This window comes from Polyangium jinanense (assembly GCF_028435265.1).
In the GTDB taxonomy this organism is placed as follows: Bacteria; Myxococcota_A; Polyangia; order Polyangiales; family Polyangiaceae; genus Polyangium; species Polyangium jinanense.
Genome location: NZ_JAGTJK010000004.1, coordinates 1 through 25,292, shown reverse-complemented (window position 1 = coordinate 25,292; position 25,292 = coordinate 1). Strand labels below are relative to the sequence as shown.

At 67.4% G+C, this 25,292-nt stretch carries 17 protein-coding genes; 8 read left to right on the top strand and 9 right to left on the bottom strand.

What is annotated here, in order from left to right:
- Positions 1-3: 3 nt before the first annotated feature.
- The gene (locus KEG38_RS11050) at positions 4-1,626 is read right to left on the bottom strand and encodes a PAS domain S-box protein (RefSeq protein ID WP_272419295.1); all 1,623 of its coding nucleotides are present in this window, start codon (positions 1,624-1,626) and stop codon (positions 4-6) included.
- Between the two features lie 102 nt (positions 1,627-1,728).
- Entirely contained in the window at positions 1,729-2,484 is a 756-nt protein-coding gene (locus tag KEG38_RS11045) for an SDR family oxidoreductase (protein WP_272419294.1), read from the bottom strand.
- Positions 2,485-2,638: 154 nt separating this feature from the next.
- Here KEG38_RS11045 and KEG38_RS11040 point away from each other — a divergent pair, with 154 nt between their 5' ends.
- Positions 2,639-3,271: a TetR/AcrR family transcriptional regulator gene (locus KEG38_RS11040; protein WP_272419292.1), complete on the top strand. Its 633-nt coding sequence runs from the start codon at positions 2,639-2,641 to the stop codon at positions 3,269-3,271.
- Positions 3,272-3,287: 16 nt separating this feature from the next.
- Here the strand turns inward: KEG38_RS11040 and KEG38_RS11035 are convergent, their stop codons facing one another.
- The 4 genes from KEG38_RS11035 to KEG38_RS11020 form a co-directional block, all read right to left on the bottom strand.
- Complete coding sequence (locus KEG38_RS11035) at positions 3,288-4,583, bottom strand: PAS domain-containing protein (RefSeq protein ID WP_272419291.1); 1,296 nt, start codon at positions 4,581-4,583, stop codon at positions 3,288-3,290.
- Positions 4,584-4,689: 106 nt separating this feature from the next.
- Complete coding sequence (locus tag KEG38_RS11030; protein ID WP_272419288.1) at positions 4,690-5,544, bottom strand: SDR family NAD(P)-dependent oxidoreductase; 855 nt, start codon at positions 5,542-5,544, stop codon at positions 4,690-4,692.
- Positions 5,545-5,586: 42 nt separating this feature from the next.
- Positions 5,587-6,135, bottom strand: coding sequence for a glutathione peroxidase (locus tag KEG38_RS11025; protein ID WP_272419286.1), 549 nt, complete (start codon positions 6,133-6,135; stop codon positions 5,587-5,589).
- A 61-nt stretch (positions 6,136-6,196) separates the two neighbouring features.
- A complete protein-coding gene (locus KEG38_RS11020; RefSeq protein ID WP_272419284.1) occupies positions 6,197-7,936 on the bottom strand; it encodes an AAA family ATPase in 1,740 nt (579 codons plus the stop codon).
- A gap of 372 nt (positions 7,937-8,308) precedes the next feature.
- On the opposite strand from KEG38_RS11020, the gene KEG38_RS11015 reads away from it, so the two are divergent.
- From KEG38_RS11015 to KEG38_RS10995, 5 genes are all read left to right on the top strand, one after another.
- Positions 8,309-8,461, top strand: coding sequence for a hypothetical protein (locus KEG38_RS11015; RefSeq protein ID WP_272419283.1), 153 nt, complete (start codon positions 8,309-8,311; stop codon positions 8,459-8,461).
- Between the two features lie 512 nt (positions 8,462-8,973).
- Positions 8,974-9,849: a 3-hydroxyacyl-CoA dehydrogenase family protein gene (locus KEG38_RS11010; protein ID WP_272419282.1), complete on the top strand. Its 876-nt coding sequence runs from the start codon at positions 8,974-8,976 to the stop codon at positions 9,847-9,849.
- 49 nt (positions 9,850-9,898) lie between these two features.
- On the top strand, positions 9,899-10,174 hold the full coding sequence (locus tag KEG38_RS11005; RefSeq protein WP_272419280.1) for an acyl carrier protein: 276 nt from the start codon (positions 9,899-9,901) through the stop codon (positions 10,172-10,174).
- Positions 10,171-11,319, top strand: a complete 1,149-nt coding sequence (locus tag KEG38_RS55465) for an acyl-CoA dehydrogenase family protein (RefSeq protein ID WP_272419278.1) — start codon at positions 10,171-10,173, stop codon at positions 11,317-11,319. Before KEG38_RS11005 ends, KEG38_RS55465 begins: the two co-directional genes overlap by 4 nt.
- Positions 11,316-12,311 (top strand): class-II aminoacyl-tRNA synthetase family protein, encoded by a 996-nt coding sequence (locus KEG38_RS10995; protein WP_272419276.1) that lies wholly within the window; start codon positions 11,316-11,318, stop codon positions 12,309-12,311. The genes KEG38_RS55465 and KEG38_RS10995 overlap by 4 nt, the downstream gene beginning before the upstream one ends.
- Before the next feature lie 21 nt (positions 12,312-12,332).
- Here the strand turns inward: KEG38_RS10995 and KEG38_RS10990 are convergent, their stop codons facing one another.
- Complete coding sequence (locus KEG38_RS10990) at positions 12,333-12,563, bottom strand: MbtH family protein (protein WP_272419274.1); 231 nt, start codon at positions 12,561-12,563, stop codon at positions 12,333-12,335.
- Between the two features lie 126 nt (positions 12,564-12,689).
- On the opposite strand from KEG38_RS10990, the gene KEG38_RS10985 reads away from it, so the two are divergent.
- Positions 12,690-14,378 (top strand): cyclic peptide export ABC transporter, encoded by a 1,689-nt coding sequence (locus KEG38_RS10985; protein WP_272419272.1) that lies wholly within the window; start codon positions 12,690-12,692, stop codon positions 14,376-14,378.
- A complete protein-coding gene (locus tag KEG38_RS10980) occupies positions 14,375-16,147 on the top strand; it encodes a hypothetical protein (RefSeq protein ID WP_272419270.1) in 1,773 nt (590 codons plus the stop codon). The genes KEG38_RS10985 and KEG38_RS10980 overlap by 4 nt, the downstream gene beginning before the upstream one ends.
- Before the next feature lie 21 nt (positions 16,148-16,168).
- On the opposite strand, the gene KEG38_RS10975 is transcribed toward KEG38_RS10980, so the two are convergent.
- The gene (locus KEG38_RS10975) at positions 16,169-19,006 is read right to left on the bottom strand and encodes a penicillin acylase family protein (RefSeq protein ID WP_272419268.1); all 2,838 of its coding nucleotides are present in this window, start codon (positions 19,004-19,006) and stop codon (positions 16,169-16,171) included.
- A 15-nt stretch (positions 19,007-19,021) separates the two neighbouring features.
- On the bottom strand, positions 19,022-25,279 hold the full coding sequence (locus KEG38_RS10970; protein ID WP_272419266.1) for a non-ribosomal peptide synthetase: 6,258 nt from the start codon (positions 25,277-25,279) through the stop codon (positions 19,022-19,024).
- Positions 25,280-25,292: the final 13 nt, after the last annotated feature.

Sequence of the window (25,292 nt, the reverse complement as noted above, 5' to 3'; positions counted from 1 at the left end):
GCTCTACCGCGCCGGCGCCTTCGCATGGGCGCTGCGGCCCGAACGCCCGATGGCGTGCGCGACGCCTTGCTCCAGGGTGCTCACCGTCTTGATGCCGCGCATATCGATGCCGAGCTCCACGAGCGTCCGCGCGGCCGCGGGGCGCACGCCCGTCAGGACCACGTCCGCGCCGAGGAGCCCCGCCGCCTGCGCCGCCTGCACGAGGCCGAGCGCGACGGGCGTGTCCACCGTGCGAACGCCGGTGATGTCGAGGATCGCGACCTCGGCGCGATGCGCGACCACGCCCTGGAGCAGCGCCTCGAGTACGAGCGCCGCCCGGCTTTCGTCGATGGCGCCGACGAGCGGCATGAGCACGACGCCCGAGGCAATGGGCAAGAGCGGCGTCGACAGCTCGCGCAAGGTCTCGCGTTGCGCCTCGATGATCCGGACCTGGAACGTCGCCTGCTCCGCCTCGGCGCGCCGCAGATCGGTGATGTCGGACGCGATGCCGCAGATCGCATACGCCTTGCCGTTCGTGTCGAACAGCGGGAACTTGGAGCCGAGAAAGACGCGCACGCCATTTTTCGTGGGAATGTTCGTTTCGATCTGGATCGGCCCGCCCGCGTCGAAGACTCTCTGGTCATCCGCGCGATGCTTCGCGAGGACGGCGGGCGGAAGGACTTTGGTGTCCACCTTGCCGATCGCGAAGTTGGGCTCGAAGCCCATCCCCTCGTCGAAGGCGCGGTTCGTCAAGGTATAACGTCCTTCGAGATCCTTGACGAAGAGCATGATGGGCGCGTTCGTCATGACCGCGTGCAGCATCCCCTCGCTCCGGTCGAGCGCCTCGCGGTCCCGTTTGTGGTCGGTGATGTCGATGCCGCTGGCCACGACCGCGATCGCTCGTCCCTCGCCGTCGCGCAGGCGCCCGACGTTCCATTGCAGGACACGGACGGTCCCGTCCCGCGACGTGATCGGGTTCTCGAAGCCGCGCGTCTCCTCGCCCCCGAGCACCTTGCGCATGTCGACCGCGACCGCGGCCCGCGCCTCCGCGGGGACGAACCATTCGAGGTAGTTTTTCCCGAGGATCTCGTCCCTCGACCAACCGTAGAGGCGCTCGGCCTCGCTGTTCCATTCGAGAATGGTGTGGTCCTCGCCGATGATCACCACGACGCTCTTGACGGCGTTCACCAGGCTGCGAAAACGCGCTTCGCCATCGCACCGAGCCGCGTCGGTGGCCGAGACGGCGCATCGCGCGAGCGCGCTTGCCGCTTCATCGTGCGTAGCGAGCAGCCTGTCGAGCGCGTCGGCGTAGGCCGCGGCATCGAGCGGTGATGCAGGCCCGGCGCGGAGCGCGCGCTGGAAATGACGCCGGGCCCCCGAAAGCACGCGGAGCACCTCGTCGACGGGCGCCCCGCGCCGCCCGAGGTCCAGCGCAGCCGCCGTGACGCGCGCGGCGGCCCCGTCTTCCCCGACGAGCGCGCCGATCGTCGCGTCCACGACGGCCTCGGACCACGCAGCGACCTCCGCCGTCGTCGCCTTGCCGAGGAGCGCGTCTGCAGTCATCGCATCACGAGCCACCGAAAGCGCCAGATCGCGCGCCTGGCTGTCGAGAAACGCGCGATACGTGCTCGCCGAGGGATCGCTCATCTCGCACTCCTGTCCGTCTGCGATGGAGAGGGCATCACGACACCTCACCCATCCAGGGGCGTCAAGCGCTCGACGCAGGGTCCCGACGCGGCTCGACGCGGTTCAGATCTGCGCGTACCCGCCGTCGACGAAGAGCTCGGCGCCGTTGACGAAGCTGCTCGCGTCGGAGGCGAGGAACACGGCGGCCTTGCCTACCTCGTCCGGATCGCCGAGCCGGCCGAGAGGGATCGCGGTCGCGAGCCCCTGGAGGAGCGCCTTCGCCTGCTCTTCCGTCGGCGCGATCCCCGCGAGGCCCGGGGTCTTGATGGGTCCGGGGCTGATCACGTTCACGCGAATGCGACGCGCTTTGAGGTCGAGGATCCAGCTCCGCGCGAAATTGCGCACGGCCGCTTTCGTCGCGCTGTAGACGCTGAACGCCTCGGTGCCCATCGTCGCCGTGGTCGAGGCATTCAGGATGACCGAGCCGCCGTCGACGAGAAGTGGCAATGCCTTCTGCACCGTGAAGAGCACGCCCTTCACGTTCGTATTGAATGTTTTGTCGTAATGCTCCTCGGTGATCGCGCCGAGCGGGGCGAATTCGCCGCCGCCGGCATTCGCGAAAACCACGTCGATGCGGCCCGCCTGCTCGCCGACGATGGCATAAAGCCGGTCGAGATCCGCGAGGTTCGCCGAATCGGCGCGGACGCCGATGGCGCTCGTCCCGATCGCCGTGACCGCCGCGTCGAGCTCGGCTTGACGCCGGCCCGTGATGAAAACGCGCGCGCCTTCCGCGGCGAATCGCTTGGCCGCGGCGAATCCGATGCCCGTGCTCCCGCCCGTGACGACGGCAACTTTTCCTTCGAGTGCGCCCATGATCATTCTCCAGTTTCTTTGTTCGGTTTGGTCCGCCGGGCACGCGCGCCGACGTGGTAGGTTGGGTCGCCGACGACGAGGTCGTTCGTGTCGGCGTTGTTGACCACTCGGTCCAGTATGAGACTTGTGGACCGATCGGTCAAGTACCATAGAGAGAAGTATGGGTCGTCCACGTAAGTTCGAGGTGGAACAGGTGCTCGAGGCCGCGCGGGACCAGTTCTGGGAGAAGGGGTACGCGGCGACGTCGCTCGACGACCTGATGCGGGCGACGGGGCTCGGAAAGGGCAGTCTTTACGCGGCGTTCGGCGACAAGCGCCAGCTCTTCCTCGCCGTCCTCGACGCCTACGCCGCCTGGCGCCTCGAGGTCATGCGCGCCGCGCTCGGCAGCGAGGCGAAGGCGATCGACCGCCTGCGAAACCTCTTCCAGGCCGCCGCTCGACCGCCCGAAACCACCCTCGGCGATACGCGCGGGTGTTTGCTGGTCAACAGCACCGCGGAGCTCGCATCACACGACCCCGAGGTGCGGACGCGGGCGCGGGAGACGTTCGCAGCCCTGGAGGACCTCTTCGTCGAGCTTGTGGAGCAGGCGCGGGGCGAGGGCGACCTTGCGCCGGACACCGACGCGCGCGAGCTCGGGCGGCTCTTGCTCGCGGTCCATCAGGGGATGGAGTTCCTCGCAAAGACGGGGATGGAGCGCGAGGCGCTCGGTCGGATCGCAGAGGCGGCCCTCGAAAAGGTGCTCGGCGTGGCGCCGGCGTGCCGTGAGGCGAAGGGACGACGCCGGCAGATGTGAGCCGATCCGGCCGGCGTCAGCGCCGTTTTCCGGCCTGACCCGTGGCGTAGGCGATACCGCTCGCCAGCGTGCCACGAACGACCAGCGATGTGAGCGGCACATCGAGCTCGACCAAGGTCCGAGCGACGTCCGACCGGATCCCCGTCAGCACGACCTGCGCGCCGACGAGCCCGAGCGCCTGCGCCGTGCGCATGAGCGTATTGGCGACGTGGGTATCCACCTGCCTGACGCCGGTGATGTCGATGATCACGACGCGCGTCTGCTTCGCCACGGCCGCATGCAGCACCGTCTCCAGCATCTGATCGGCGCGGCGAGCGTCGATGGCGCCGATGAGCGGCAGCACCATGATGTCCTCGCGGATGGGGATGAGGGGCGTGGACAGCTCTTCGAGGAGCGCGCGCTGCACGCGGATCACCTCGTCCTGCAAGGCCGTACGCGCCCGCTCGGCCTCCTCGCGCGCCGCGAGCTCTTGCTCGAGCTGCACGGCCTGGAAGCGAATGATATCGGCGGACTGTTTGCGCTCCGTGACATCTTGCACGGTGCCGAGCATTCGCAGCGGCGCGCCCGAATCGCTGTAGAAGACTTTGCCCTGCTCGTGGACGACGCGGACCTCGCCCGTCGGCAACACGATGCGGTGCTCGATGCTGTAAGGGGCGCGCTCGTTCACGGCCTTGTTCACGGCCACCACGACCATGTCGCGATCGTCGGGGTGAATCGTGTTCACGAACGCCTGATAGCTGACGTCGAACTTCTGCGGCTCGTAGCCAAAGATGCGGAAGATCTGGTCGGACCAGGTCAAGCCCCCCGTGGGAATGTCCCAGTCCCAGTTGCCCATTCTTCCGATCTCCTGGGCCCAGAGCAAACCTTCCTCGCTCGCGCGGAGCGCGCTCTCCGTCTTTTTCTGCGCGGTCACGTCGCGAAGATGGACGAGCGCCCCGCCTTCCGGGTCGACCGGGCACGGCGTGACGACGAGCGAAAACCACCGCTCGGCCTCGTCCGCCGCAACGCACGTGCCGAGCTCCAGGTCGAAGCGCGCGCGTCTGCCCGCGATCACCTCGGCGATGCCAGCGCGCATGGCCTCTCGGTTCGTCTCGTGAATGTCGAGCATCGCATCCGGGGGCGTGGATGTGGCGAGCTCGCGGCTCCGCGGCCCCGGCTCGGCGTCGTCGGCGAGCCGATACCAGGCGAGGTTGGCGTAACGAATTCCCCCACGCGCGTCGACGAGCGCCACCGGATCCGTGAGCGCATCGAGAGCAGACCACGCTCCCGAGGCGAAATGGGACGAGCTCCCCGACGGCGTGTCCTTCAACATGTCAGCCCCCCGAAACCCGAACACCGATGCGTTGCATCCGTAAGGTTACGGTGTAGGTGAAGTTGCCGTCAAGGTTCGACGAGCGATCGCGCTCGACGACACCGTGCTATTTCTTCGCCGAGGCGAACGTCTTGAATGCCTCGGCGAAGTCGGGGTGCCACCGCGAGAGCGGCGGGCGGTTCTCGACGATATCGCCGGCCGCCCAGAGGATACGGCGCTCGTCGAGCTCGCGCGGCACCTCGTTGTCCGGGCACAGAATGTAGAACTCATTCTGGCCAAGACGCTCCATCATGAAGTCGATCGTCTGCTCCGGCGTCCACGCCCCCGCGGGCTTCTCGGTCCGACCGGACGCGGTAAGCTCGGTGAAGACGAAGCCTGGGATGAGCAAGTGCGCCCGGATCTGACAGCCTGGCGTGTTGCGAAGCTCGTGTTCGAGCGCCTCGGTGAAAACCTTCACGCCGGCCTTGGAGACGTTGTACGCCGGGTTGCCCGGCGGCGTGGTGATGCCTTGCTTGGAGCCGGTGTTGATCACGAGGCCCGCAAGCCCTCGCTCGAGCATCCGGGGCACGAACACCTGCGTGCCGTGAATGACGCCATAGAGGTTCACCTCGAGCGTCCGCGAAAAGCTCTCCCAAGGTCCGAGCACGGTGCTTCGAGGCCCGATGCCGGCGTTGTTCATGAGAACGTTCGTCCCGCCAAACCGCGCGGTGACGGCGTCTTCGAGCGCGACGAGCGCCTCCACGCGGCTGACGTCGGTCTCGGAGGTCATCACGTCGGCGTCGCCGCCCTTCGCCACCGCCACGACCGCCTCACGCGCCCGTGCGAGGCGATCGGCGCCGAGGTCGACGATGCAGACACGAAGGCCGAGCGACGCGAACTTTTTCGCCGCAGCGAGCCCAATGCCAGAGGCGCCGCCCGTGACGACGGCGACAGCGCCCGGAGTGAGTGCGGGGTGAGTCATGACAAACCGTCTCCTACGATGAGAAGGGTTTTGCTTTCACGCCTACGCGAGCGCTCGCTCGATCGCAGACACGATGAGCTCGGCGTCGGGCGGGACGTCGGGCGAGAAGCGGTCGACGACCTGGCCGTTGCGATCGATGAGGAATTTCTCGAAGTTCCAGAGGATCTCGTGCGGCGCGCCCGGGTCGATGCCGTAGCCGATGAGCCTCGCCCTGAAATCGCTGCCCGGGAGCGCGCGCGCCTCGGGCTTGGCCGAGGTGAGCTCGCGGTAGAGCGGGTGCTGGCCCTCGCCCTTGACGACGATCTTGGAGAAGAGCGGGAAGGTGACGCCGTACGAGGTGGAGCAGAACGACTGGATTTCGGCGTTCGTTCCAGGCTCCTGCGCGCCAAACTCGTTCGCGGGAAAGGCGAGGACCTCGAGGCCCTGGTCCTTGTACTTACGATAAAGCGCTTCGAGCGCCTCGTACTGCGGCGTGAGCCCGCACCGCGAGGCGACGTTGACGACGAGGCGAACCTTGCCGGTGTACACGCCAAGCGAGGAGGGACGGCCATCGATGGTGTGGACGGGGATCTGTTCGAGAGAAGATGCCATGAGGTGGGATTACTCGTGGCGGGAGCGAGGTGCAATCGGCTTTAAAGCCGGAGATGTGCTGCTACCGTGAAGGCAAACGCCTGGGTGGTGCACGACGCGAACGTACCCAGGCGCGCTTGCCCGAGAACACGACCGCGATCTCGTGGATCGGCTTCGCGCCTCGCTCGTAGAGCTCCTGTGCATACGCGAGCGTCTCGATCTGCAAGAGCGCGGTCTCCAGCGTAGCTTCGACCTTCTCCTTGCTGGGGAGCTTGGAGCCTCGCGCCGGCAGGACCTTGAACTCCATCACCACACCAGGCAAACCCGGCCTCTTCGGGGTCAGCATCACGTCGTATCGCCCGTGCCCCGATTCGCGGTTCGATCTCACCTCGAAACTCCGCTCTTCCAGCGGGAGGAGCAATGTCATCAGGAAGATGTGATAGTGCGCTTCGATGTCTTTGAGGGCGCGATCGTGGTTCGAAAACCTGATCAGGAAGCCCTCCAAGACAATGGCGAGCCGCTCCGCGTTCCCCTCGAAGAGGGAGAGCGCGAGCTGATCAAGCCCCCGGTTACCACTGATGCCCGCATCCATCCACCGCTTGAAGATGCGCGTGAACCTCCCCTTGACCTCTCGGTTTGGGAACGAGAGCTTGCAGAGGGGCTCGCCATCTTGGTCTTCCTCGCGCTGCGCGATCACCTCGGCCCGCAGGTAGCCGGCCATCGCCAGGATACTCCACACCGTTTCTTGGTGGTTCGTCGCGTCCCGCAGCGCGATATGGTCCTGGATGGGTTTCTCGATGGCTTCTTCGCGCAGCAGCTTCTCGAAGTCCTCGTAACATTCGGAGAACCACCGGACGATCAGCTCTTCGGAGATGTCGTTCGGGCTCTCCCTCGCCCAGTAGTCGAGGAACCGCACGTCCTTCTGGCGCACGAAATTCAGCACGGACCATGGATTGAAGATCGACTGCCCGCCAAACAGATACCCCTGATACCACTGGCGCACCTGTTCGATCTGATCATACGTTCCGGCGTCGCGAAGGATCTTCGTCGTCTCCTCCTCGGTAAACCCGAACGACGTCGCGCATTCCGAACAGAGGATCGAATACGTCACGACGTTGTTGAGGCCCGAGAAGATGCTTTCGTTGGAGACCCGAAGGATGCCCGTCAGGACGCCTTTGAACAGGTGGGGATTGTCCTTGATCCCCGAATGAAGGAACTTTCGAATCAGCTCCACCGTATCGACGAACGATCTGTGCATCTGGGACAGGTGCAGCGGCGCGTCGTATTCGTCCACGAGGATGACCACACGCTTGCGATGATACCGGTGCAGGTACCGTGACAAATCCTCCAGCGCCGAGCACAGAAGGGCCTCGTCCGCGCGACGCTCGAAAATCTCCAGGAAACGCGCGCGCTCGTGCGGCGTGAGCGCGTCCTCGGTCAGGAGATAGGAATGCGCCTCGTAGATCCGCCGGGCCTCCTCGCGGAGCGTCTGCCGCGCCTCCTCGCGATCACGGGCCCACACGGTGCCGAGGCGCGTGTAGATGACCGGGTACTGCTGGAAATGCGCGAGGGCGTCCGAATCCCGCATGACCGCGAGCCCCTCGAACAACGGCCGCCGGTCCTCCGGGCTCCGTTCGAGGAAGTACTTGAGCATCGACAGGTTGAGCGACTTGCCGAACCGCCTCGGCCGAGGAAACAAAAGCACCTGCGGCGGCGCCCGGAGGACGTCACAGATCAACTCCGTCTTGTCGACGTAGTACCGGCCCCCCTCGCGCAGCGCCCTGAAGTCCGAGACCCCGATCGGGACGTCAAGCGGTCGCATGCGGTCCTCCCCGACGAAGCACCGAGGTTCGCCGCAGGCCGAAGGAAAAACCGCGGGTTTGACCACGGGTCCAGAAGATGAACGGTTTCCGGCGGGACGTCGCCATGATCGTACTCCTCTCGGGTCTGCCTCCAGGCCTGTTTGCCTCGTACACCCCTCCGCGGTCAAACTCAAGGGGCGAATGCTCGGCCGTCGAACCTGCCGGTCGTTTTTTTCAACCCTCTCGGTTCGTCCAGACGAACTCTCGCCCGGCTCTCGTGACCACGGACGGCACCGGCGGGCACTGGGGGCTCGAGCAAGTGTCCGCGACGGCGCTCGTCGGGCTCCGTGCACCATGTAGGCGACCACGTGGGGGCGACCGAGGACGGCGGCGTGCGCGAGCTCTACGTGCTGCAGGGGATGAACCGGCGGCTGGTCTACCGCGCAACGGAACAGATCAACGACGTGGGCGTGGATCGGAGAGGCACCAGTCTCGTGTGCTTGAAAGAGGAGCGCTCCGAGCCCACCGCCCACGAAGTCGGGTGACCCAAAAAACGACGGGTACGATAGAGATTGTTCGGCATGGCGAAGCTTGTTCGCGACGGTCTCCAAGGAGCGGTCGTCGTCGTCCGGCCAGAAGCTCGACGCTCGCATCTTCTAAGCGACCGCCAGCGCGTCGGTCGTCGCTGGGCTCGAGGGGACGGGATACGATTCGAGCGTCAAAGCCTACAAAGCCGCCCCCATCCTGCTTCTGATCGTCGCGAAAGGTTCATTCACTGCGCATCACAAGAGGTGCAGAGGTACCTCGACGCGATTGTCATTCCAACCCCCGCACCCCCGGTTCTCTCCTCGCGCCCTCGCCGCATGCGACCGTGAGGTTCCACCGAAGACCGCCTCATTTTCCTCTGGACTCGAACCGTAGTCTCATATACAAAACAGCGCCGAAGCGCTGGGGGCTCCACTTCGATTCCCCTCCCACAAGGCGAGCTGCCACGCAGCGGCCCGCGGAGGCGAGCAGAGTTCGCGGCGTGGTTGGCACGTTTCCCGGAGGAGGCTCGATGCAAATGAAGACGATTGGTGTCCTGGGTGCTGGCGTCATGGGCACGGGTGTCGCCCATGCCCTCGCCGAGAGCGGGCACCGGGTGATCCTCAACGACGTGAGCGAGGAGCAGCTACGGAAGGCCCGCCAGAACATCCGGAAGAACCTGCGCATGTACCGCCTCCTGCAGGCGCGCTCCTCGGGGGCGCCGACAGGCCCGGACGCGAACGACGCGGAGACGCTCGGCCGGATCGAGACCACGACGGAGCTCGCGCCCCTCCGCGCGGCGGATTTCATCGTCGAGAACGTGACCGAGAAATGGGAAATCAAGCAGGAGCTGCACGCTCGTCTCGACCAGCTCGACATGCCCCCCGTGCCGGTCGCCGTCAACACCTCGGCCATCCCGATGGCGCGCTTCGCCGCCCTTTATTCGAAGCCGGGGCGCATCGTCGGCATGCATTTCATGAACCCCGTCCCGCTCATGCCGATGATCGAGGTCATCCGCGGCGAGGCCACGGCCGAGGACACCCTCGGCGCCGCCAAGCAGCTCACCACGCAGATGCGGAGGCAATGCATCGTCGTCAAGGACTCGCCCGGCTTCGTCACGAACCGCGTCATGATGCTGACCGTCAACGAGGCGGTGTTCCTGCTCCACGAGGGCGTCGCCTCGGCTGAGGACATCGATCGCCTCTTCCAGACCTGCTTCAACCACCGGATGGGCCCGCTGGCGACCGCGGATCTGATCGGGGTCGATACCGTCCTTTACTCCATCGAGGTGCTGCACCGAGAGTTCAAGGACGACAAATACCGCCCCTGCCCCCTCTTCCAGCAGATGGTCGATCAAGGGCTGCTCGGCCGCAAGAGCGGCCGCGGCTTCTACCAATACGATGTCTGAGGCCGGGATCCTGGCCACGCAAACGCTTATTCATAAGGAGCACAAGTACATGTCGCAAAGCACGATCAAGGTTGATGTGAAGGCGTTCCTCTCGCGGCACGTCCGGGGCGTGGACGTGAAGGACAGCGACGATATCTTCACGATGGGGCTCGTGAACTCCATGTTCGCCATGCAGCTCGTCGAGTTCATCGAGAAGCGCTTCGAGGTCGAGATCGGGCCCGACGACCTCGAGATGGACAACTTCCGCAGCATCGACGCGATCGCCGCGCTCGTGGAGCGCAAATCGTCGGGCGACGGGCCCCGGGCAAACGCGGAGGGCGCGTGAAGATCGCGCTCTCCGAGGCGCAAGAGCTCGCGCGCCGTACGTTCCAGCGCTTCGCCAAGGAGGAGGTCGCGCCGCACGCGGAGCTCGTCGATCGCGAGGAGCGGATCCCGAGGTCGGTGGTCGAGGCGCTCGCGCGCGAGGGATATCTTGCGAGCGGCCTGCCCGAGGAGTTCGGCGGGCGCCACGCCGATCCCATCGTGCGCGGCTTGATGCACGAGGCGCTCGGATACGAGAGCGCCTCGATCCAGGGGCTCGTGAACGTCCACCACATGGCGACGTCCGCGCTCGCGCGCTGGGGCACGGCGGCGCAAAAGCAAGCGTGGCTCCCTCGGTTCACCCGAGGCGAGCTGCTTGCCGCCTTCGCGCTGACCGAGCCGAACGTCGGGAGCGACGCCCTCGTCGAGACCACGGCGGAGGTGGACGGCGACGATTACCTGCTCACCGGCACCAAGCAATGGATCACCTGCGGAGCCATCGCGGACGTGTTCGTCCTCTTCGCGCGCGTGGGCGACGCGCCCACGGCGTTCCTCGTGCCGGCCAACGCCGAGGGGTTCTCCAGGACGCCCATTCAAGGCATTCTCGGCTGCCGGGGCTACATGCTGGCGAGGCTCGTGCTCGATCGATGCCGCGTCCCGAAGGCGCATCGGATCGGCACGCAGGGCTTCGGCATCTCCCACGTGATGAGCGCGGGCCTCGACAATGGGCGGTACAACCTCGCGTGGTCCTGCGTCGGCCAGGCCCAGGCTTGCCTCGACGCGAGCCTCGCGTACACCGACCAGCGAAAGCAGTTCGGCGCGCCGCTCAAGGACTTTCAGCTCATCCAGCGGCTGCTCACGCGGATGATCGTCGGCGTCCAGAGCGCGCGCATGCTCTGCTGGCGAGCCGGCCACGCCCGCGCGGAGCGCCTGCATACCGCGTCGTACGAGGCGATGATCGCCAAGTACCAGGCGTCCACCGTCCTGAACGAGGTGGCGAACCAGGCCCTCCAGATCCACGGCGCGAACGGCTGCGGCAGCGAATACCCCATCCAGCGGTACCTCCGGGACGCGCGTATCATGGAGATCATCGAGGGGAGCACCCAGATGCTGGAGATCATGATCGCGAAGCTCGGCTCTGCCGACGCAGCTGCATCGAGGAGCGCATGAACAAGCCGCGCGCGTACCGGACGAAGATCCTTCGTGAATGCACCGCGTCCCGCGTGATCGGCCTCGACGGCGACGACGCGCTCATGGCGTCCCCTGACGTCCATGCGCTGGACCCGGGACTCGTGGCCCTCCGCGGGGATGTGCTCGCGCTCTTTCGATTCTTCGAACGCACCTTCCTCCGCCTCTCGCGCCGCTTTCACGCGAAGGAGAGCCACTATCCGGTCCTTTTGCCCATGCGGATTCTCGAGGAGGTCGGCTACTTCGGCCATTTCCCGCAGCACGTCACGTTCTGCACGCACCTGCCCGAGGATCTACCGATCATCGAGTCCGTGGCGCGCTCCGCGAACGAAAACGAGGGGCGGCTCGTCGAGGAGCTACGCGCGCGCGTCCAGACCGTCACGCACGCGCTCAAGCCCGCCGTCTGCCTTCCTTGTTATGGTCAGCATCGCGGCGCGCGGATCCCGGAGGGCGAGGTCCTGCGCGTCACCATGCAGAATCATGTCTTCCGCCATGAGACCACCCCCTACGACGCGCTCGCTCGCCTGTGGGACTTCCAGGTCCGCGATATCGTGTTCATGGGCGCCTTCGACCGGCTGAAGGCGCTCCGCCAGGAGGTCATGGACGCGGCGATGGATCTCTGCGAGGCGCTGGATCTGACGGCCCGACTGGAGCTCGCCAACGATCCCTTCTTCCTCAGCGAGAACACGAACAAGATCGTCTACCAGCGGCTCGGGGAGGTCAAATACGAGCTGATGCTGCGGATTCCCCACCGCGACATGGACGTGGCTGCGTCCTCGTTCAACCTGCACCGGGAGTTCTATGCGTCGGTCTACGACATCCGGCACCACGACGGCACGGCCGCGGAGACGGCGTGCATGGGCTTCGGCATCGAGCGCTGGGTCTACGGTTTTCTGAGCCAAAAGGGAATGGACCCACGTGGCTGGCCCGAGCAGGTCACGCACTTCATCGACCGCGACGCCTCGGGATCGTGAGCATGGCTCGCCCAGGCGGCGTCAGCTCGATTTGTCGGCGGCGGCCTCCATCTGCTTCCTCAAGCTGAGCGGGCGCATGTCCGTCCAGACTTGCTCGATGTATTCGAGGCACTCGCTCTTCTTGCCCGTCTTGCCCACGGCGCGCCACCCGGCAGGGATCTCACGCTCGACGGGCCATATCGAGTACTGCTCCTCGTGGTTCACGACCACGATAAAGTTCGAATTGTCGTCATCCAGCACGCTCGTCGCCATGCGCGCAACCTACCACGGGCCCCGCGGGGCACGCAAGGTTCTCCCCATGCCCGCGCGGCGCGCGGACCACGTGGCCGGGGGATCGGGCCGCGCTGCTCGATTTCCACGGGAAAGAATGCAATCGTCATGAGGCTCGTCAAGCTACTCCTCCGGCAGTCCTTCGGGCTCGTGGTTCTCTCGGTCCTTTGTGGCCTCCTCTCGGGCGCCGCATTCGCGGCGCTGGTGGCGCTGCTCAACGAGGCGCTGGCCAGTGACGAGGGGCGCCTCGGGGACCTCGGCGTGAAGTTCGTCGCCGTCGCGGCCCTGGCGCTCGTCACGCGGGTGGCTTCGCAGGTTCTCTTGACCTGGGTCCGCCACAGGGCGCTGCTCGAGATGCGCCATCACCTCGCGTCGCGTATCCTCGCCGCGCCATTACGATCGCTCGAGGAGCAAGGCCCGCACCTCGTTCTCGGCGCGCTGATGGAGGGCGTGGTGACGGCGGGCACGGGGCTCTCGATCCTGCCGTTCTTCTTCACGAACGTGATCGTGATCCTGGCGTCGCTGTCGTACCTCGCCTGGCTGTCCCTGGGCGCGCTCGGCGTCATGCTCGCCTGCATCGTCGTCGGGCTCGTGACGTACTGGATCCCGACGATCCACGCGATGCGCCTCCTCGAACAAGGGCGCAACGTGCAGGACACGGTGTTCAAGCAATTTCAATCGCTCGTGAGCGGCATCAAGGAGCTCAAGCTGCACCGCCGACGCCGCGGGGCGTTCCTCGACGAGCACCTCGTGCCGACGATCGAAAAAATGCAGCGGCTCGGTGTGAAGAGCCAAAACTTCTTCACGGGATCGAGCGCCTGGGGGCTCTTGTTTTTCTTCGTTTTTCTCGGCGTGCTCGTGTTCGTCTACCAGCGCTGGGTCCCGCTCGATCGCGCGACGCTCACCGGCTATGCCCTGGCGACGCTGTACATCCAGCAGCCGCTCGGGGCGATCATGGACATGATCCCCGTCATCGGGCAGGGAGAGGTCGCCGTGCAGAAGATCGAGAAGCTCGGCTTGTCGCTCAGCACGGAGCGAAATCTTGCGCCGCGTGCCGAACCCCCGGAGGCGCCGCGCGCCTTCGAGGTCATCGAGCTGTCGAAGGTCACGCACACGTATCACCGAGAGAATGAAGAGGGGGGTTTTACCCTCGGCCCCATCGACCTGACGCTGCGGCGCGGCGAGCTCGTGTTCGTGGTGGGAGGCAACGGCAGCGGGAAGACGACTCTGGCCAAGCTGATCACGGGCCTGTACACCCCGGAGGGAGGCGAAATCCAGCTCGACGGTCGGCCCGTCTCGGACGCCGACCGGGAAGACTACCGCGAGCTCTTCTCGGCGATTTTCTCCGATTTCCACGTGTTCGACGTCTTGCTCGGGCTCTCGCCCGCGCAGCGGGAGACGCGCGTCAAGCATTATCTCGCGCGGCTGCTTCTCGACAAGAAGGTGGCCGTGGTGGGCGGCGCCCTCTCGACCACCGCGCTGTCGCAGGGGCAGCGCAAGCGGCTGGCCTTGCTGGCGACATACCTGGAGGACAGGCCCATTTACCTGTTCGACGAGTGGGCCGCGGACCAGGATCCTCAATTCAAGGACGTATTTTATCGAGAGCTCTTGCCGGAGCTGCGCAGCCAAGGGAAAACCGTGGTCGCCATCACGCACGACGATCGTTACTTCGATCTGGCTGACCGCGTGGTGAAGCTCGAGGACGGCCGCCTCGCAGCCGACGCGACGCTCCGCGCCGGATCGACGCCCAAGGCCGCCGCCGGCGCACCTGTCCTGCCCCCGATGGACCAGCCATGAACGCGTCGAGACGGCCGCCCGCGTCCGAGGGCGCGCGCGGGCCACGCTGGCGATGGCGGTTCTTGCCTCTCGCCGTCGCCTTGCTCGCGCTCGCCTTGTATTCGCCTGCGCTGCGCGGCGGTTTCTTCGAGGATGACTGGGTGGGAATGGCGGCGCTCGAGGGATACGACATCTCGAACGCGCGCCCCCTGGATCTGTATCGCCTGTCGAGCGGGCAGGCCGAGGACGTGCGCCGGTTGATCCACGACGGCGCGCTGCCATGGTGGACGCAGCCCGATTTCCGATTCGCGCTCTTTCGCCCGATCGCGAGCGCGTCCTTCTTGCTCGACCATACGCTCTTCGGGCTCGAACCCCTCGGCGCACACGTGCACTCGCTCCTCTGGTTCGCGGCGCTGCTCGCCGCGGTCTGGACGCTCTATCGACGCGCCTTCGAGCCATCGATCGCGCTCCTTTCCTTCGCGCTCTTCGCGCTCGACGAGGGCCACTGGGAGGCCGTGAGCTGGGTCTGCGGCCGCCACCTGCTCATCTCCGCCACGCTCGGGACGCTCGCGCTCGCGCTCGCGCTGCGGCCCTCCGAGGCCGCCCCCCGCCGCGCGCGGGCCGCGAGCTTGCTTCTTTTTGCAGGATCGTTCGTCGCCGGCGAGGGCGCGCTTCAGATGCTGCCTTTGATGGTCGCGGTCGAGCTCTCGCGCGACGCGCCGCTGCGCGCGCGGCTCCGACGCGCCGCGGCCCCCGTGGCCATCACGGCGGCTTATTTCGTCCTTTATGTTCTGTACCAGCGAGGCATTCGTGGATCGGGCAACTACGCCGATCCGGTCGACGATCCACTCCGGTATGCGCTGCGGCACGTGCACAGCTTGCCGCTGCTGCTCTCGGATTTGCTGGCGGGGATCCCGACGGGCGCGTCCGGCGCCGCGTACCTCCTGATCGCCATCGGCTTCGCGGCGGTGGCCGTCTTCGTCGCGCTCGGCCGGAAGGCCTTCCCGAGCGTGTCCCGCGAGGAGCGCGCCCTCCTCGGGGCGCTCGGCATCGGGGCGATCGTCGCCATCCTCCCTTCGCTGGCCAGCGTCCTCTCGGGACGCGTGCTGCTGATCCCATCCATCGGCATCGCGCCCTGCATTGCCGTGGTGCTTCGCTACGGCTACCGGGTGGCGCGCGAGGCGCTCGGGGAACCACGGAAGCGGCGCGTCGCCTGGGGGGCGGTCGCCGTCGTGCTCGGGGTCATGCACCTCCTCGTGCCGGCGGCGCTCATCCCCTACGTCACGACGAAATTCGCGAATTTCGGACGATCTCGCGACGACGCCTTGCGATCGGCGCCGGTCGAGGACGATCCCGCCGCTGACGTCGTCGTCCTGCGCGCGCCCGATCCCATCATCGGCCCTTGGGGGGGCGTGACGCGGACCATGCTCAGCGGCGCCCGCGTCCACCGCTGGTGGACCCTCTCCCTGTCGCCGCACGAGCACGACGTCGCGCGCGTGGGCCCGTCCGTCCTCGAAATGTCGACCCGCGGGCCGTGGCTCGAGAGCTTTCAGGAGCGGGTGTTCCGGTCGCGACGCGCCGTCGTGCCCGCCGGTGCGCGCGTGCGCACCGGTGCGTTCGAGGCAGAGGTGGTGGAGGCGCGGGAGGGAGTCCCGGTGCGCGTGCGGTTCACGTTCGACCGCTCGCTGGATGATCCGAAGCTGCGATTCTTGAGTTTTCAGGACCAGCGGCTCTCGAGGATCACGATGCCACCCGTGGGGGAGACGCTCGTCCTGCCCAAGCTGGAGTAACGGCTCGGCCGGGAGGTCCCGTCACTGCGTCGAAAGCACGTGCCTCGACTCCTTGGCGGCCACGACGTCCTCCACGCGGAAGGGCACGGCGCGCGTCTGGTTCCGGCGCCAGAGATCCGCGCCGTCGCGGAAGTGGGGGCTCGCGGGGTCCCAGACATTCCCGCCAGGGATGGCATTCCAAGACCGCGGGCCGGTCGGGTCGAGATCCATGACGAAGCGCTGCGCGGCGCCGACCGCGTAGGTGAAATTGGGCGAGTCGTCGAGAGCCCAAGACGTGGTGAAATCGCTCGCGTCCACGGCGAGCAGGTCCCCGTGGCGCGGGAAACCCGTCTTGAAGACGGGATCGAGGGCGGAAGGAATGTGCATCTCGATCCACATCGGCGTGAGCGGAGCGAACGTGACCTTGTGGTGCGCGCCCCAAACAGCCTTGCTCTCTGTCGCGTTCTTGTCCAGCCACGCGATGGCGTCGAGCAGCGACCGGAGCGCGCGCTCGTGGCGGGATTCGACCGCCGGGGTGTCGATGTCGTCCCACAGGGCGCTGTCGCTCGTCGCGGGGTCGAGCGTCGCGAAGGAAGCATGGTCGTCCTCGACCAGGTGGAGGATGCCATCGAGCTGCATCGCCCGCGGAATGCCCTCTTCGCGACCGGCGCGGACGTACTCGTCGCCGAACGTGCGCCGGAGGAGACGAATGAGCCAGACGTTGAAGATCAGCGTGGCCCGAGCGGCTCGCGCCTCGACGACCTTTGGCGCCCCCTCCGCGTCGGAGAGCATTTCGCCCGTGTCCTGATCGATCCCCGCGGCGGCCAGGTAATCTGCCTCCGTCCCCCATTGCTGAAGCACGGCCTTGATTGCGGCGACGCGGTCCGGCGCGAAGGCCGGATCCGCCACCACGGCCGTCAGATCCGGGTGTGTGCCGGGCGTGGCGCGCTCCGCCTCGCCGCGCGTGATGGCCTCGACCAGGAAAGGCGCGAGGCGGGCGCCGAGGTTCGACCGCGCGTCGCCCTGATAGGTCGCCATATCCTCGGGCGTGACGGGCGCCTTGGCGCCTTCCAGGAGCGTCTTGATGCGTGACGCCCGGAAGCCGATGTCGAATTCGCAGCCGAGGTAGGCCGGGGTGCCGTCCGAGAACTTGTCGTTCGTGGGGTCGCCGTCGTCGGTGCCGCCCCAGGAATCGTTGTTTGCGGCGATGATGTACCCATTCTCGGGGTTCTTGCCCCACGGCATCATGTCTCCGGGGATGTCGTCCTCCCACTCCGCGGTCCCGTCGCCGGGGAGCGCGAGGCAAGGCAGGTTGCCCGTGCCCGTCGTGGGATCCCACGAGAGAGCGCCCGGGGCACGCTTGGGGACACGCGCGTGCGAGGTCCAGAGAATGTTGCCCGTGGTATCGCCGACGACCCAGCTCTGCGCGCCGACCTCGAATCGCTCGAGCGACGTGCGCGCCTCGTCGACCGATTTGGCAAGCATGAGGGTGAAGAGCGCCTCGAGGTCGTGGGTCGCCGCGTGCCCCGTCCAGCGCACCGAGACGGCGCCAGCCGCAGGATCGATGGGGAGGATTTTTCCATTTTCGATGGTCGGCGCGATCGGGCCGTGGTGCGGGACGATCGGGAGCTTGTACACAATCGGCTCGCTGCCCTGCACCTCGATGATCTCCTCGACGAACTCGAGGGGCACGGGCGCTCCCTTCCACATCACGGCCTTGCCATCGGGCGTGAGCTCTTCGGTGTATACGTCGGTGACGTCGTACCCGGCGACGGCGGAGCCCCAGCCAATGTGCTCGTTGTGGCCGAGCGTGATCCCAGGAACGCCGGGGAACGCGACACCGGAGACGTGCAGCCCCTCGCCCGTCGCGCCGACGTGCAACGCGACGGGCCAGAAGGTCGAAGGCGCGCCGAGCCCGAGGTGGGGATCGCTGGCGAGCAGGACATGGCCCGTGGCGCTGCGCGAGGGAGAGATGGCCCAGGTATTCGATCCGAATCCGTCGGGCGAGAGCCGCTCGTTGAACTCCGTAAGAATGCGGAAGAAGGCGTCACTCGACGCAGGCAAGCGCTCCCGCGCATTGGCGGGTGGCTTGGGCGGCCCAGGCTTCGGGCTCGGGCTCTGCGGTGTAGAGGAGGACGTGTACACGCGCTCGCGCGGCGCCAAAAGCCAGAGGTCCTGGATCATGCCCGCGCGCTTCGTGATGGAAGGATCGGGGCTGTCCGTGGGGAACGTCTTGCCGAGATCGGCGAACAGGTTGGTGTAGAACGTCTCGGCGGTCCCCTGGTTGGAGAGCTGATAGATGCGGAGGCGCGCGACCGCGAGCGAATCGATGGCCGTCCAATCCACGAGCGCCTCGAGCGGGTAATTGGTGATGCCTGCCGGCAAGGGGATCTCTCCGCTACGCAAGCGGCGGAACGCCTGGGTGATGCCGTCGGCGTACGCCTCCAGGAGGGCCTTCGCCTGGGGATCCTGGATGGACGCGTATTGCGCGGCGGCGATACGGTTCACGCCCACGGTCCGCAGGCCGATGTCCTGGTTGATGGCGGCCGGATTGATGGTCGCGAAATACTTGGCCGTCGTGCCGAGCGCGTGACGCCTGAACAGATCGAGCTGGACCGTGCGATCGAGCGCGACCATGTACCCCTCGGCGCGCATGGCGTCCGCGAGGGTCGACGCATAGATGTGCGGGCGGCCCTGGTCGTCGCGCACGATATCCACGGGGGCCGAAAGGCCGTCGATCCGGATCCGGGCATCCACGGGGAGATCCGCGCGGTCGCCGAGCGGGCCCACCGCAAGAGGAGGCGTCGAATCCGGATCCGAGCATCCGAGCAGGACGGCTCCGAGGAGCAGCGGCATCAGGCAGTAAGCTTTATACGTCATGAGTCAATCCTCCCTTCAAGAAGACCGTGGTGCACCTTGCACGATTTTCGCGACGTGGTCGACGAGAGGCGGGCGCAGGACGCTGAAATGATCGCAGGGCAGGTCCCACGTCGTAATCGTCGGGACGAGCTCGCTCCAGCCGCCGGTGGGATCCTTGAAGGAGGACACGTCCTCCTCGACGGCCAGAGCGCCCGTCGCGCGAAGGAGCGACGTCCGCACGGCGGCATTGCGGGGCACGTACGTGCGCAGCGCCCGCAGGTGCGCCTCGTAGACGCCGAGCGTGCGACGAAGGATGGTCTCCGCCATGCTTGCGGGGAAGATCCCCTGCTCGACGGCCAGCGCCGCGAGCCGGGCGTCGCGTTCGGCCGGAGAGGCCACGAGCAGGCGGCACTCCTCCTCGCTCGACAGGGTCATGCCATGCTCGCGCGCGAAGAGGAGGGCCAGCGAGACGTCGCCCGGATCCTGCATCCGCGAGGGCAAATGGGTGTCGACGAGGATGACCTCTTCGACCGGGACCCCGCGCGCCGAAAGCTCCCTGGCCATCTCGAAGGCCACGAGGCCGCCGAAGGACCAGCCGAGCAGCCGAATGGCTCCCCCGGGATGCGTCTCCAGCAAAGCATCCACATAATGCTGGGCCATCGTCACCACGTCGTCGACGGGCTCCCCCTCATCGAGCCCGCGGGCGTGCAAGGCATGGAGAGGTTGCTCGTCCCCGAGGGCCCGCGCGAGATCCAGGTACGAGAGCGCGGAGCCGCCGATGGCGTGGACGCAATAAAGGGGGGGGCGCTCGCCACGGGGCTGCAATGTGACGAGAGGCGAGCGCGGCCTTTCGCCGTCCTCGCGGAGCACGGCGGCCACTTCTTCGATTGTCGCGCCGCGTAGCAGCCGTGCGAGCGGCAATTTGCGGCCGATCTGGCTCTCGACGCGGGCGACGAGCCGCGCGGCGAGCAGCGAGTGGCCTCCGAGGGCGAAGAAGTCGTCCCGGGGGCCCACGCCGCGCACGCCGAGCAGCTCCTCCCAGAGGGCCGCGAGCTCGAATTCGAGGCGATCGAGGGAGCGCCGCGGCGCCTCGGCACGAAGCGCAGGGGCGGGCTCCGGCAGGGCGCGTCGGTCGACCTTGCCGCTCGGCGAGAGTGGCAGGGCGTCCAGCGTGACGAAGGCCGCGGGGATCATGTAATCGGGGAGCAGGCGCGCGAGGTGGTCGCGCAGCTCGGACGGCGACGGCGCGCGCTCCGGATCGGCCACGACATACCCCACGAGCCGGTCGCCGCGCAGGTTCACCGCCGCGCCCCGCACGCCCGGGTGCGCGGCGAGCGCGGCTTCGATCTCGCCTAGCTCGATCCGGAACCCACGGAGCTTCACCTGCTCGTCGACGCGGCCGAGGAACTCGAGGTCACCGCCCGGCAGCCACCGCGCGCGGTCGCCCGTGCGATACATGCGAGCGCCGAGCCCGGGCGCGAAGGGATCCGGCAAGAACCGCTCCGCGGTCAACCCATGACGCCCCTCGTAGCCGCGCGCGAGGCCGACGCCGCCGATGTAGAGCTCGCCCGGGACGCCGAGCGGGGCGGGCCGCAGGCTCGGATCCAGCACGTAGACGTGCATGTTCGGCAGCGGCCGCCCGATGGGCAAGCTGCCCTCGCTGGGCTCGTGGGCGAACATCGTCGCGCACACGGTGATCTCCGTCGGGCCGTACGCATTGATCAGCCGGCGGCCCTGCGACCAGCGCCGCGCGACCTCCGGGGGACAAGCCTCGCCGCCCACCCAGAGCAAGCGCGGCCGCGCGGCGGCGACCTCCGGCATCACCGCGAGCGCGGACGGGGGCAAAAGCGCCGCGTCGATCGCACGCTCCTCGATCAGCGACGCGAGGCCGCCGCCTGGCTGGAGCGCCTCGGCGCGCGCCAGCACCAGGCAACCGCCCACGGGCAACGCCAAGAGCAACTCGAAGACGGACGCGTCGAAGCTCGTCCGCGAGAATTGCAGCACCCGCGCGCCTTCGCCCAACCCGAAGAGGCGGCGCTGCGTCTCCGCCAGGTTGCACGCCCCGCGGTGAGCCAGCAAGACCCCCTTGGGTTTGCCCGTCGATCCCGAGGTGTAAATGATGTAGGCGAGGTTGTCCGGCCGCGCGCCGCCCTGGATTCGCGCGTCGCTCGCCGCGTCGAGCTGCGAGAGGTCGAGCAGGGCGCAGCCCGGCGCCGCGAGGCGTTCGCCGGGCTCTCCGCGGGCGATGAGCAAGCGCGCGCCGCTGTCGCGCAGCATGTATTCGAGGCGCTCGCGCGGATAGGCCGGATCGAGCGGGACGTAGGCCCCGCCGGCCTTCAGGATCCCGAGGAGCGCCGCGATCTGGTCGACGGACCGCGGGAGGCAAAGCGCAACGCGCGCCTCCGGCCCCACGCCTCGCGCGCGCAGCACGTGGGCAAACCGGTTTGCCCTGCGATCCAGCTCGGCATAGGTGACGTGCTGGCCCTCGAACAGGAGGGCCAGCACGTCAGGCGTACGATCGACCTGCGCCTCGAAGAGCTCGTGAATGCATGCGTCGTCCGGGTAGCGCGCGCCGGTGTCGTTCCATTGCGCGAACTGGCGCGTTTCGGACTCCGTCACGAGCGGCAGGTCCGCCACGCGCGCCTCCGGGGAGCGCACCGCGCTTTGCAGCAGGAGCTGGAGCCGCTCGGCCATCCGCGCAATGGTATCCTCGTCGAAGAGGTCCTTCGCGTACACCAGCGCCCCTTCGAGCGTGTCCCCTCGCTCCGTCAGGTTTAGCGTGAGGTCGAATTGGGCCGCCTCCGCGCCTTCCAGCTCGACCGGTGCCACCTCGAAGTCGCCTGCGGCGAGCGTGCTCGTCGGCGTGTTTTGCAGGACAAACATCACCTGGAAGAGCGGCTGCCGTGAAAGATCACGCGCCGGCGCGAGCTCCTCCACCAGCTTCTCGAAGGGGATGTCCTGGTGGGCATACGCGTCCAGCGTCGTCTCTTTCACCTCGGCGAGCAAGTCGACGAACCGCGGGTTTTTGCCCATATCGGCACGCAGCACCAGCGTGTTCACGAAAAACCCGATCAGCCCTTCGAGCTCCTTCTGCGTGCGGCCCGCGATCGGCGTGCCTACCGCAATGTCCTCCTGCCCGCTCAGCCGGTGCAAGAGCGCCTGAAACCCGGCCAGCAGCACCATGAACAGCGTCACGCCCTGCCGCCGCGCGAGCGCGCGCAGCCCCTCGGTGAGCTCAGCGCCCAGCGAGACCTTCACGCTCGCTCCACGATGGCTCGGCACGGCAGGGCGCGGTCGATCCGTGGGCAGCTCCAGCGGCGCCACGCCCGCGAGCTGCTCACGCCAGTACCCGAGCTGCCGCTCTAGCACGTCGCCCGATAGCCAGCTCCGCTGCCACAACGCATAGTCGGCGTACTGCACACGAAGCTCGGGCAGCACTGCCGCACGCCCGGCGCGCGCGGCCTCGTAATGCGCCACGAGCTCCCGCATCAGCACGCCCATCGACCAACCGTCCGAGACGATGTGGTGCATCACCATCACCAGCACGTGATGCCTGTCTCGGAGCCGGAAGAGGCGCACCCGGATGAGGGGACCGGCCGCGAGATCGAACGGACGCAGGACCTCCTCGGCGCCGGCGCGGTACGCGGCCGACTCGGGATCCTCAGCTGTCGACAGATCGTCCAGGCCCAGCTCGAAGGCGCGCGGCGCATGAATCTTCTGCGTCGCTCGACCCTCGACCGCTTCCAGCGTCGTCCGCAGCGCCTCGTGCCTATGCAACAGCGCCTCGAATGCCTTGCGTAGCGCCTCCACGTCGAGCTCGCCCGAAAGCCGCAGCGCGAACGGCATGTGGTACGCCGTGCTGCCCGGCGCCAGTTGATCCAGAAACCACAGCCGTTGCTGCGCGAACGAAAGAGGCAGCTCGCCCTCTCGATCCTGCCGCGTCACCCGCGGCAGCACCATGCCCCCCTTCCGCTGCTCCACCTCGATACGCTCCGCGAGGCCCGATACCGTCGGCGCCTCGAACAGCGCGCGCAGCGGCACTTCCACGCCCAGCGCCGCACGCACCCGCGACACGAGCTGCGTCGCCAGCAGCGAATGGCCTCCTAGCGCGAAGAAATCGTCGTACACTCCCACCCGCGGCTGCCGCAGCACCTCCGCGAATGCATCGGCCAGCGTCTGCTCCACCGGGCTCCTCGGCCCAGGATCACCTTCGCTCCCCGCCACGGGCGCGTGGGAAGGCTCCGGCAACGCCCCACGGTCCACTTTGCCATTCGGCGAGAGCGGCAACGCCGGGAGCGCCACGAAAGCGGCGGGGATCATGTACTCCGGGAGCAGCCGCCGGAGGCTTTCGCGCAGCGACGACGGCGCGGGAGGTGGCTCCGAATCGGCCACGAGATACGCCACCAGCCGATCGTGGCGCGCGACGACCACCGCGTCCCGGACCCCCGGATGGGACCTCATCGCCACCTCGATCTCGCCGAGCTCGATGCGGAAGCCGCGCAGCTTGATCTGGTGATCCGCTCGGCCGAAATACTCCAGCGTCCCGTCGGGCAGCCACCGCGCGATGTCCCCGGTGCGATACATCCTCGCGCCGGCCTCGGGCCCGAACGGATCGGGCAAGAATCGCTCGGCCGAGAGGCCTGGACGATCGAGATACCCCCGCGCGAGGCCTTCCCCCGCGAGGTAAAGCTCCCCGCGCACGCCCACGGGCACGATTCGCATCTGCGGATCGAGCACGTACGCCCTCGTCCCTCGGATGGGCCGGCCGATCGTCGGCGCCGTGCGCGCCCCTCGCTGCACGAGCGTGAAGGTCGAATACGTCGTATCCTCGGTCGGCCCGTACAGGTTGTAGAGCCTCTCCACGGACGGGAGCTCGTGAACCCGCTCTGCGAGCGACAGCGGCAGCGGCTCGCCCGCCAGGTTCACGGTCCTCACGGAGCCCGGCACCCCTTGCATCCGTACGAGCTCCGCCATCGCCGACGGGACGGTATTCACCAGCGTCACGTGGTCGCGGTCGGGCAGCGTCGGCAATGCGAGCGCGTCGGGAGCCAGCACCACCACGCCGCCCATCGTGAGCGGGCCGAACATCTCGAAAATCGACAGGTCGAAGCACACCGACGTCGCCGCCAGCACGCCGCGCATCTCCGCGGGCGAGAACACCTCGTTCGCCCAGCGCAGGAACTGCGTGGCGCTCCGGTGGGTCATCGATACGCCCTTCGGTCGCCCCGTCGAGCCGGACGTGTAGATGAGGTAGGCCAGGTTCTCCCCGCGCGCGCCGGCCTGCAATCGCTCACCTCCGTCGGAATCGTCCTCCGTGACGATGTCATCCAGGCACAACGCGCGCGCGCCTGCTCCCGGGAAAGCCCCGACGAGCGCACGTGACGTGAGGAGGAGGCGCGCGCCGCTGTCCGCGAGCATGTATTCGAGGCGCTCGCGCGGATAGGCCGGATCGAGCGGGACGTAGGCCGCGCCGGATTTGAGGATGCCGAGCAGCGCCACGATCAGGTCGACCGTGCGCTCCAAGCACACCGCCACGCGCTTCTCGGCGCCGACGCCTCGCGCGCGCAGCACGTGGGCAAACCGGTTTGCCCTGCGATCCAGCTCGGCATAGGTGACGTGCTGGCCCTCGAACAAGAGGGCCAGGGCATCAGGCGTACGATCGACCTGCGCCTCGAAGAGCTCGTGAATGCATGCGTCGTCCGGATAGCGCGCGCCGGTGTCGTTCCATTGCGCGAACTGACGCGTCTCGGGCTCCGTCACGAGCGGCAGGTCCGCCACGCGCGCCTCGGGGGAGCGCACCGCGCCTTGCAGCAGGAGCTGGAGCCGCTCGCCCATCCGCGCAATGGTATCCTCGTCGAAGAGGTCCTTCGCGTACACCAGCGCCCCTTCGAGCGTGTCCCCTCGCTCCGTCAGATTCAGCGTGAGGTCGAATTGGGCCGCCTCCGCGCCTTCCAGCTCGACCGGCGCCACCTCGAAGTCGCCTGCGGCGAGCGCGCTCGTCGGCGTGTTTTGCAGGACAAACATCACCTGGAAGAGCGGCTGCCGTGAAAGATCACGCGTCGGCGCGAGCTCCTCCACCAGCTTCTCGAAGGGGATGTCCTGGTGGGCATACGCGTCGAGGGTCGTCTCTTTTACCTCGGCCAGCAGGTCGACAAACCGCGGATTATTGCCCACATCGGCGCGCAGCACCAACGTGTTCACGAAAAACCCGATCAGCCCTTCGAGCTCCTTCTGCGTGCGGCCCGCGATCGGCGTGCCTACCGCGATGTCCTCCTGCCCGCTCAGCCGGTGCAAGAGTGCCTGGAAG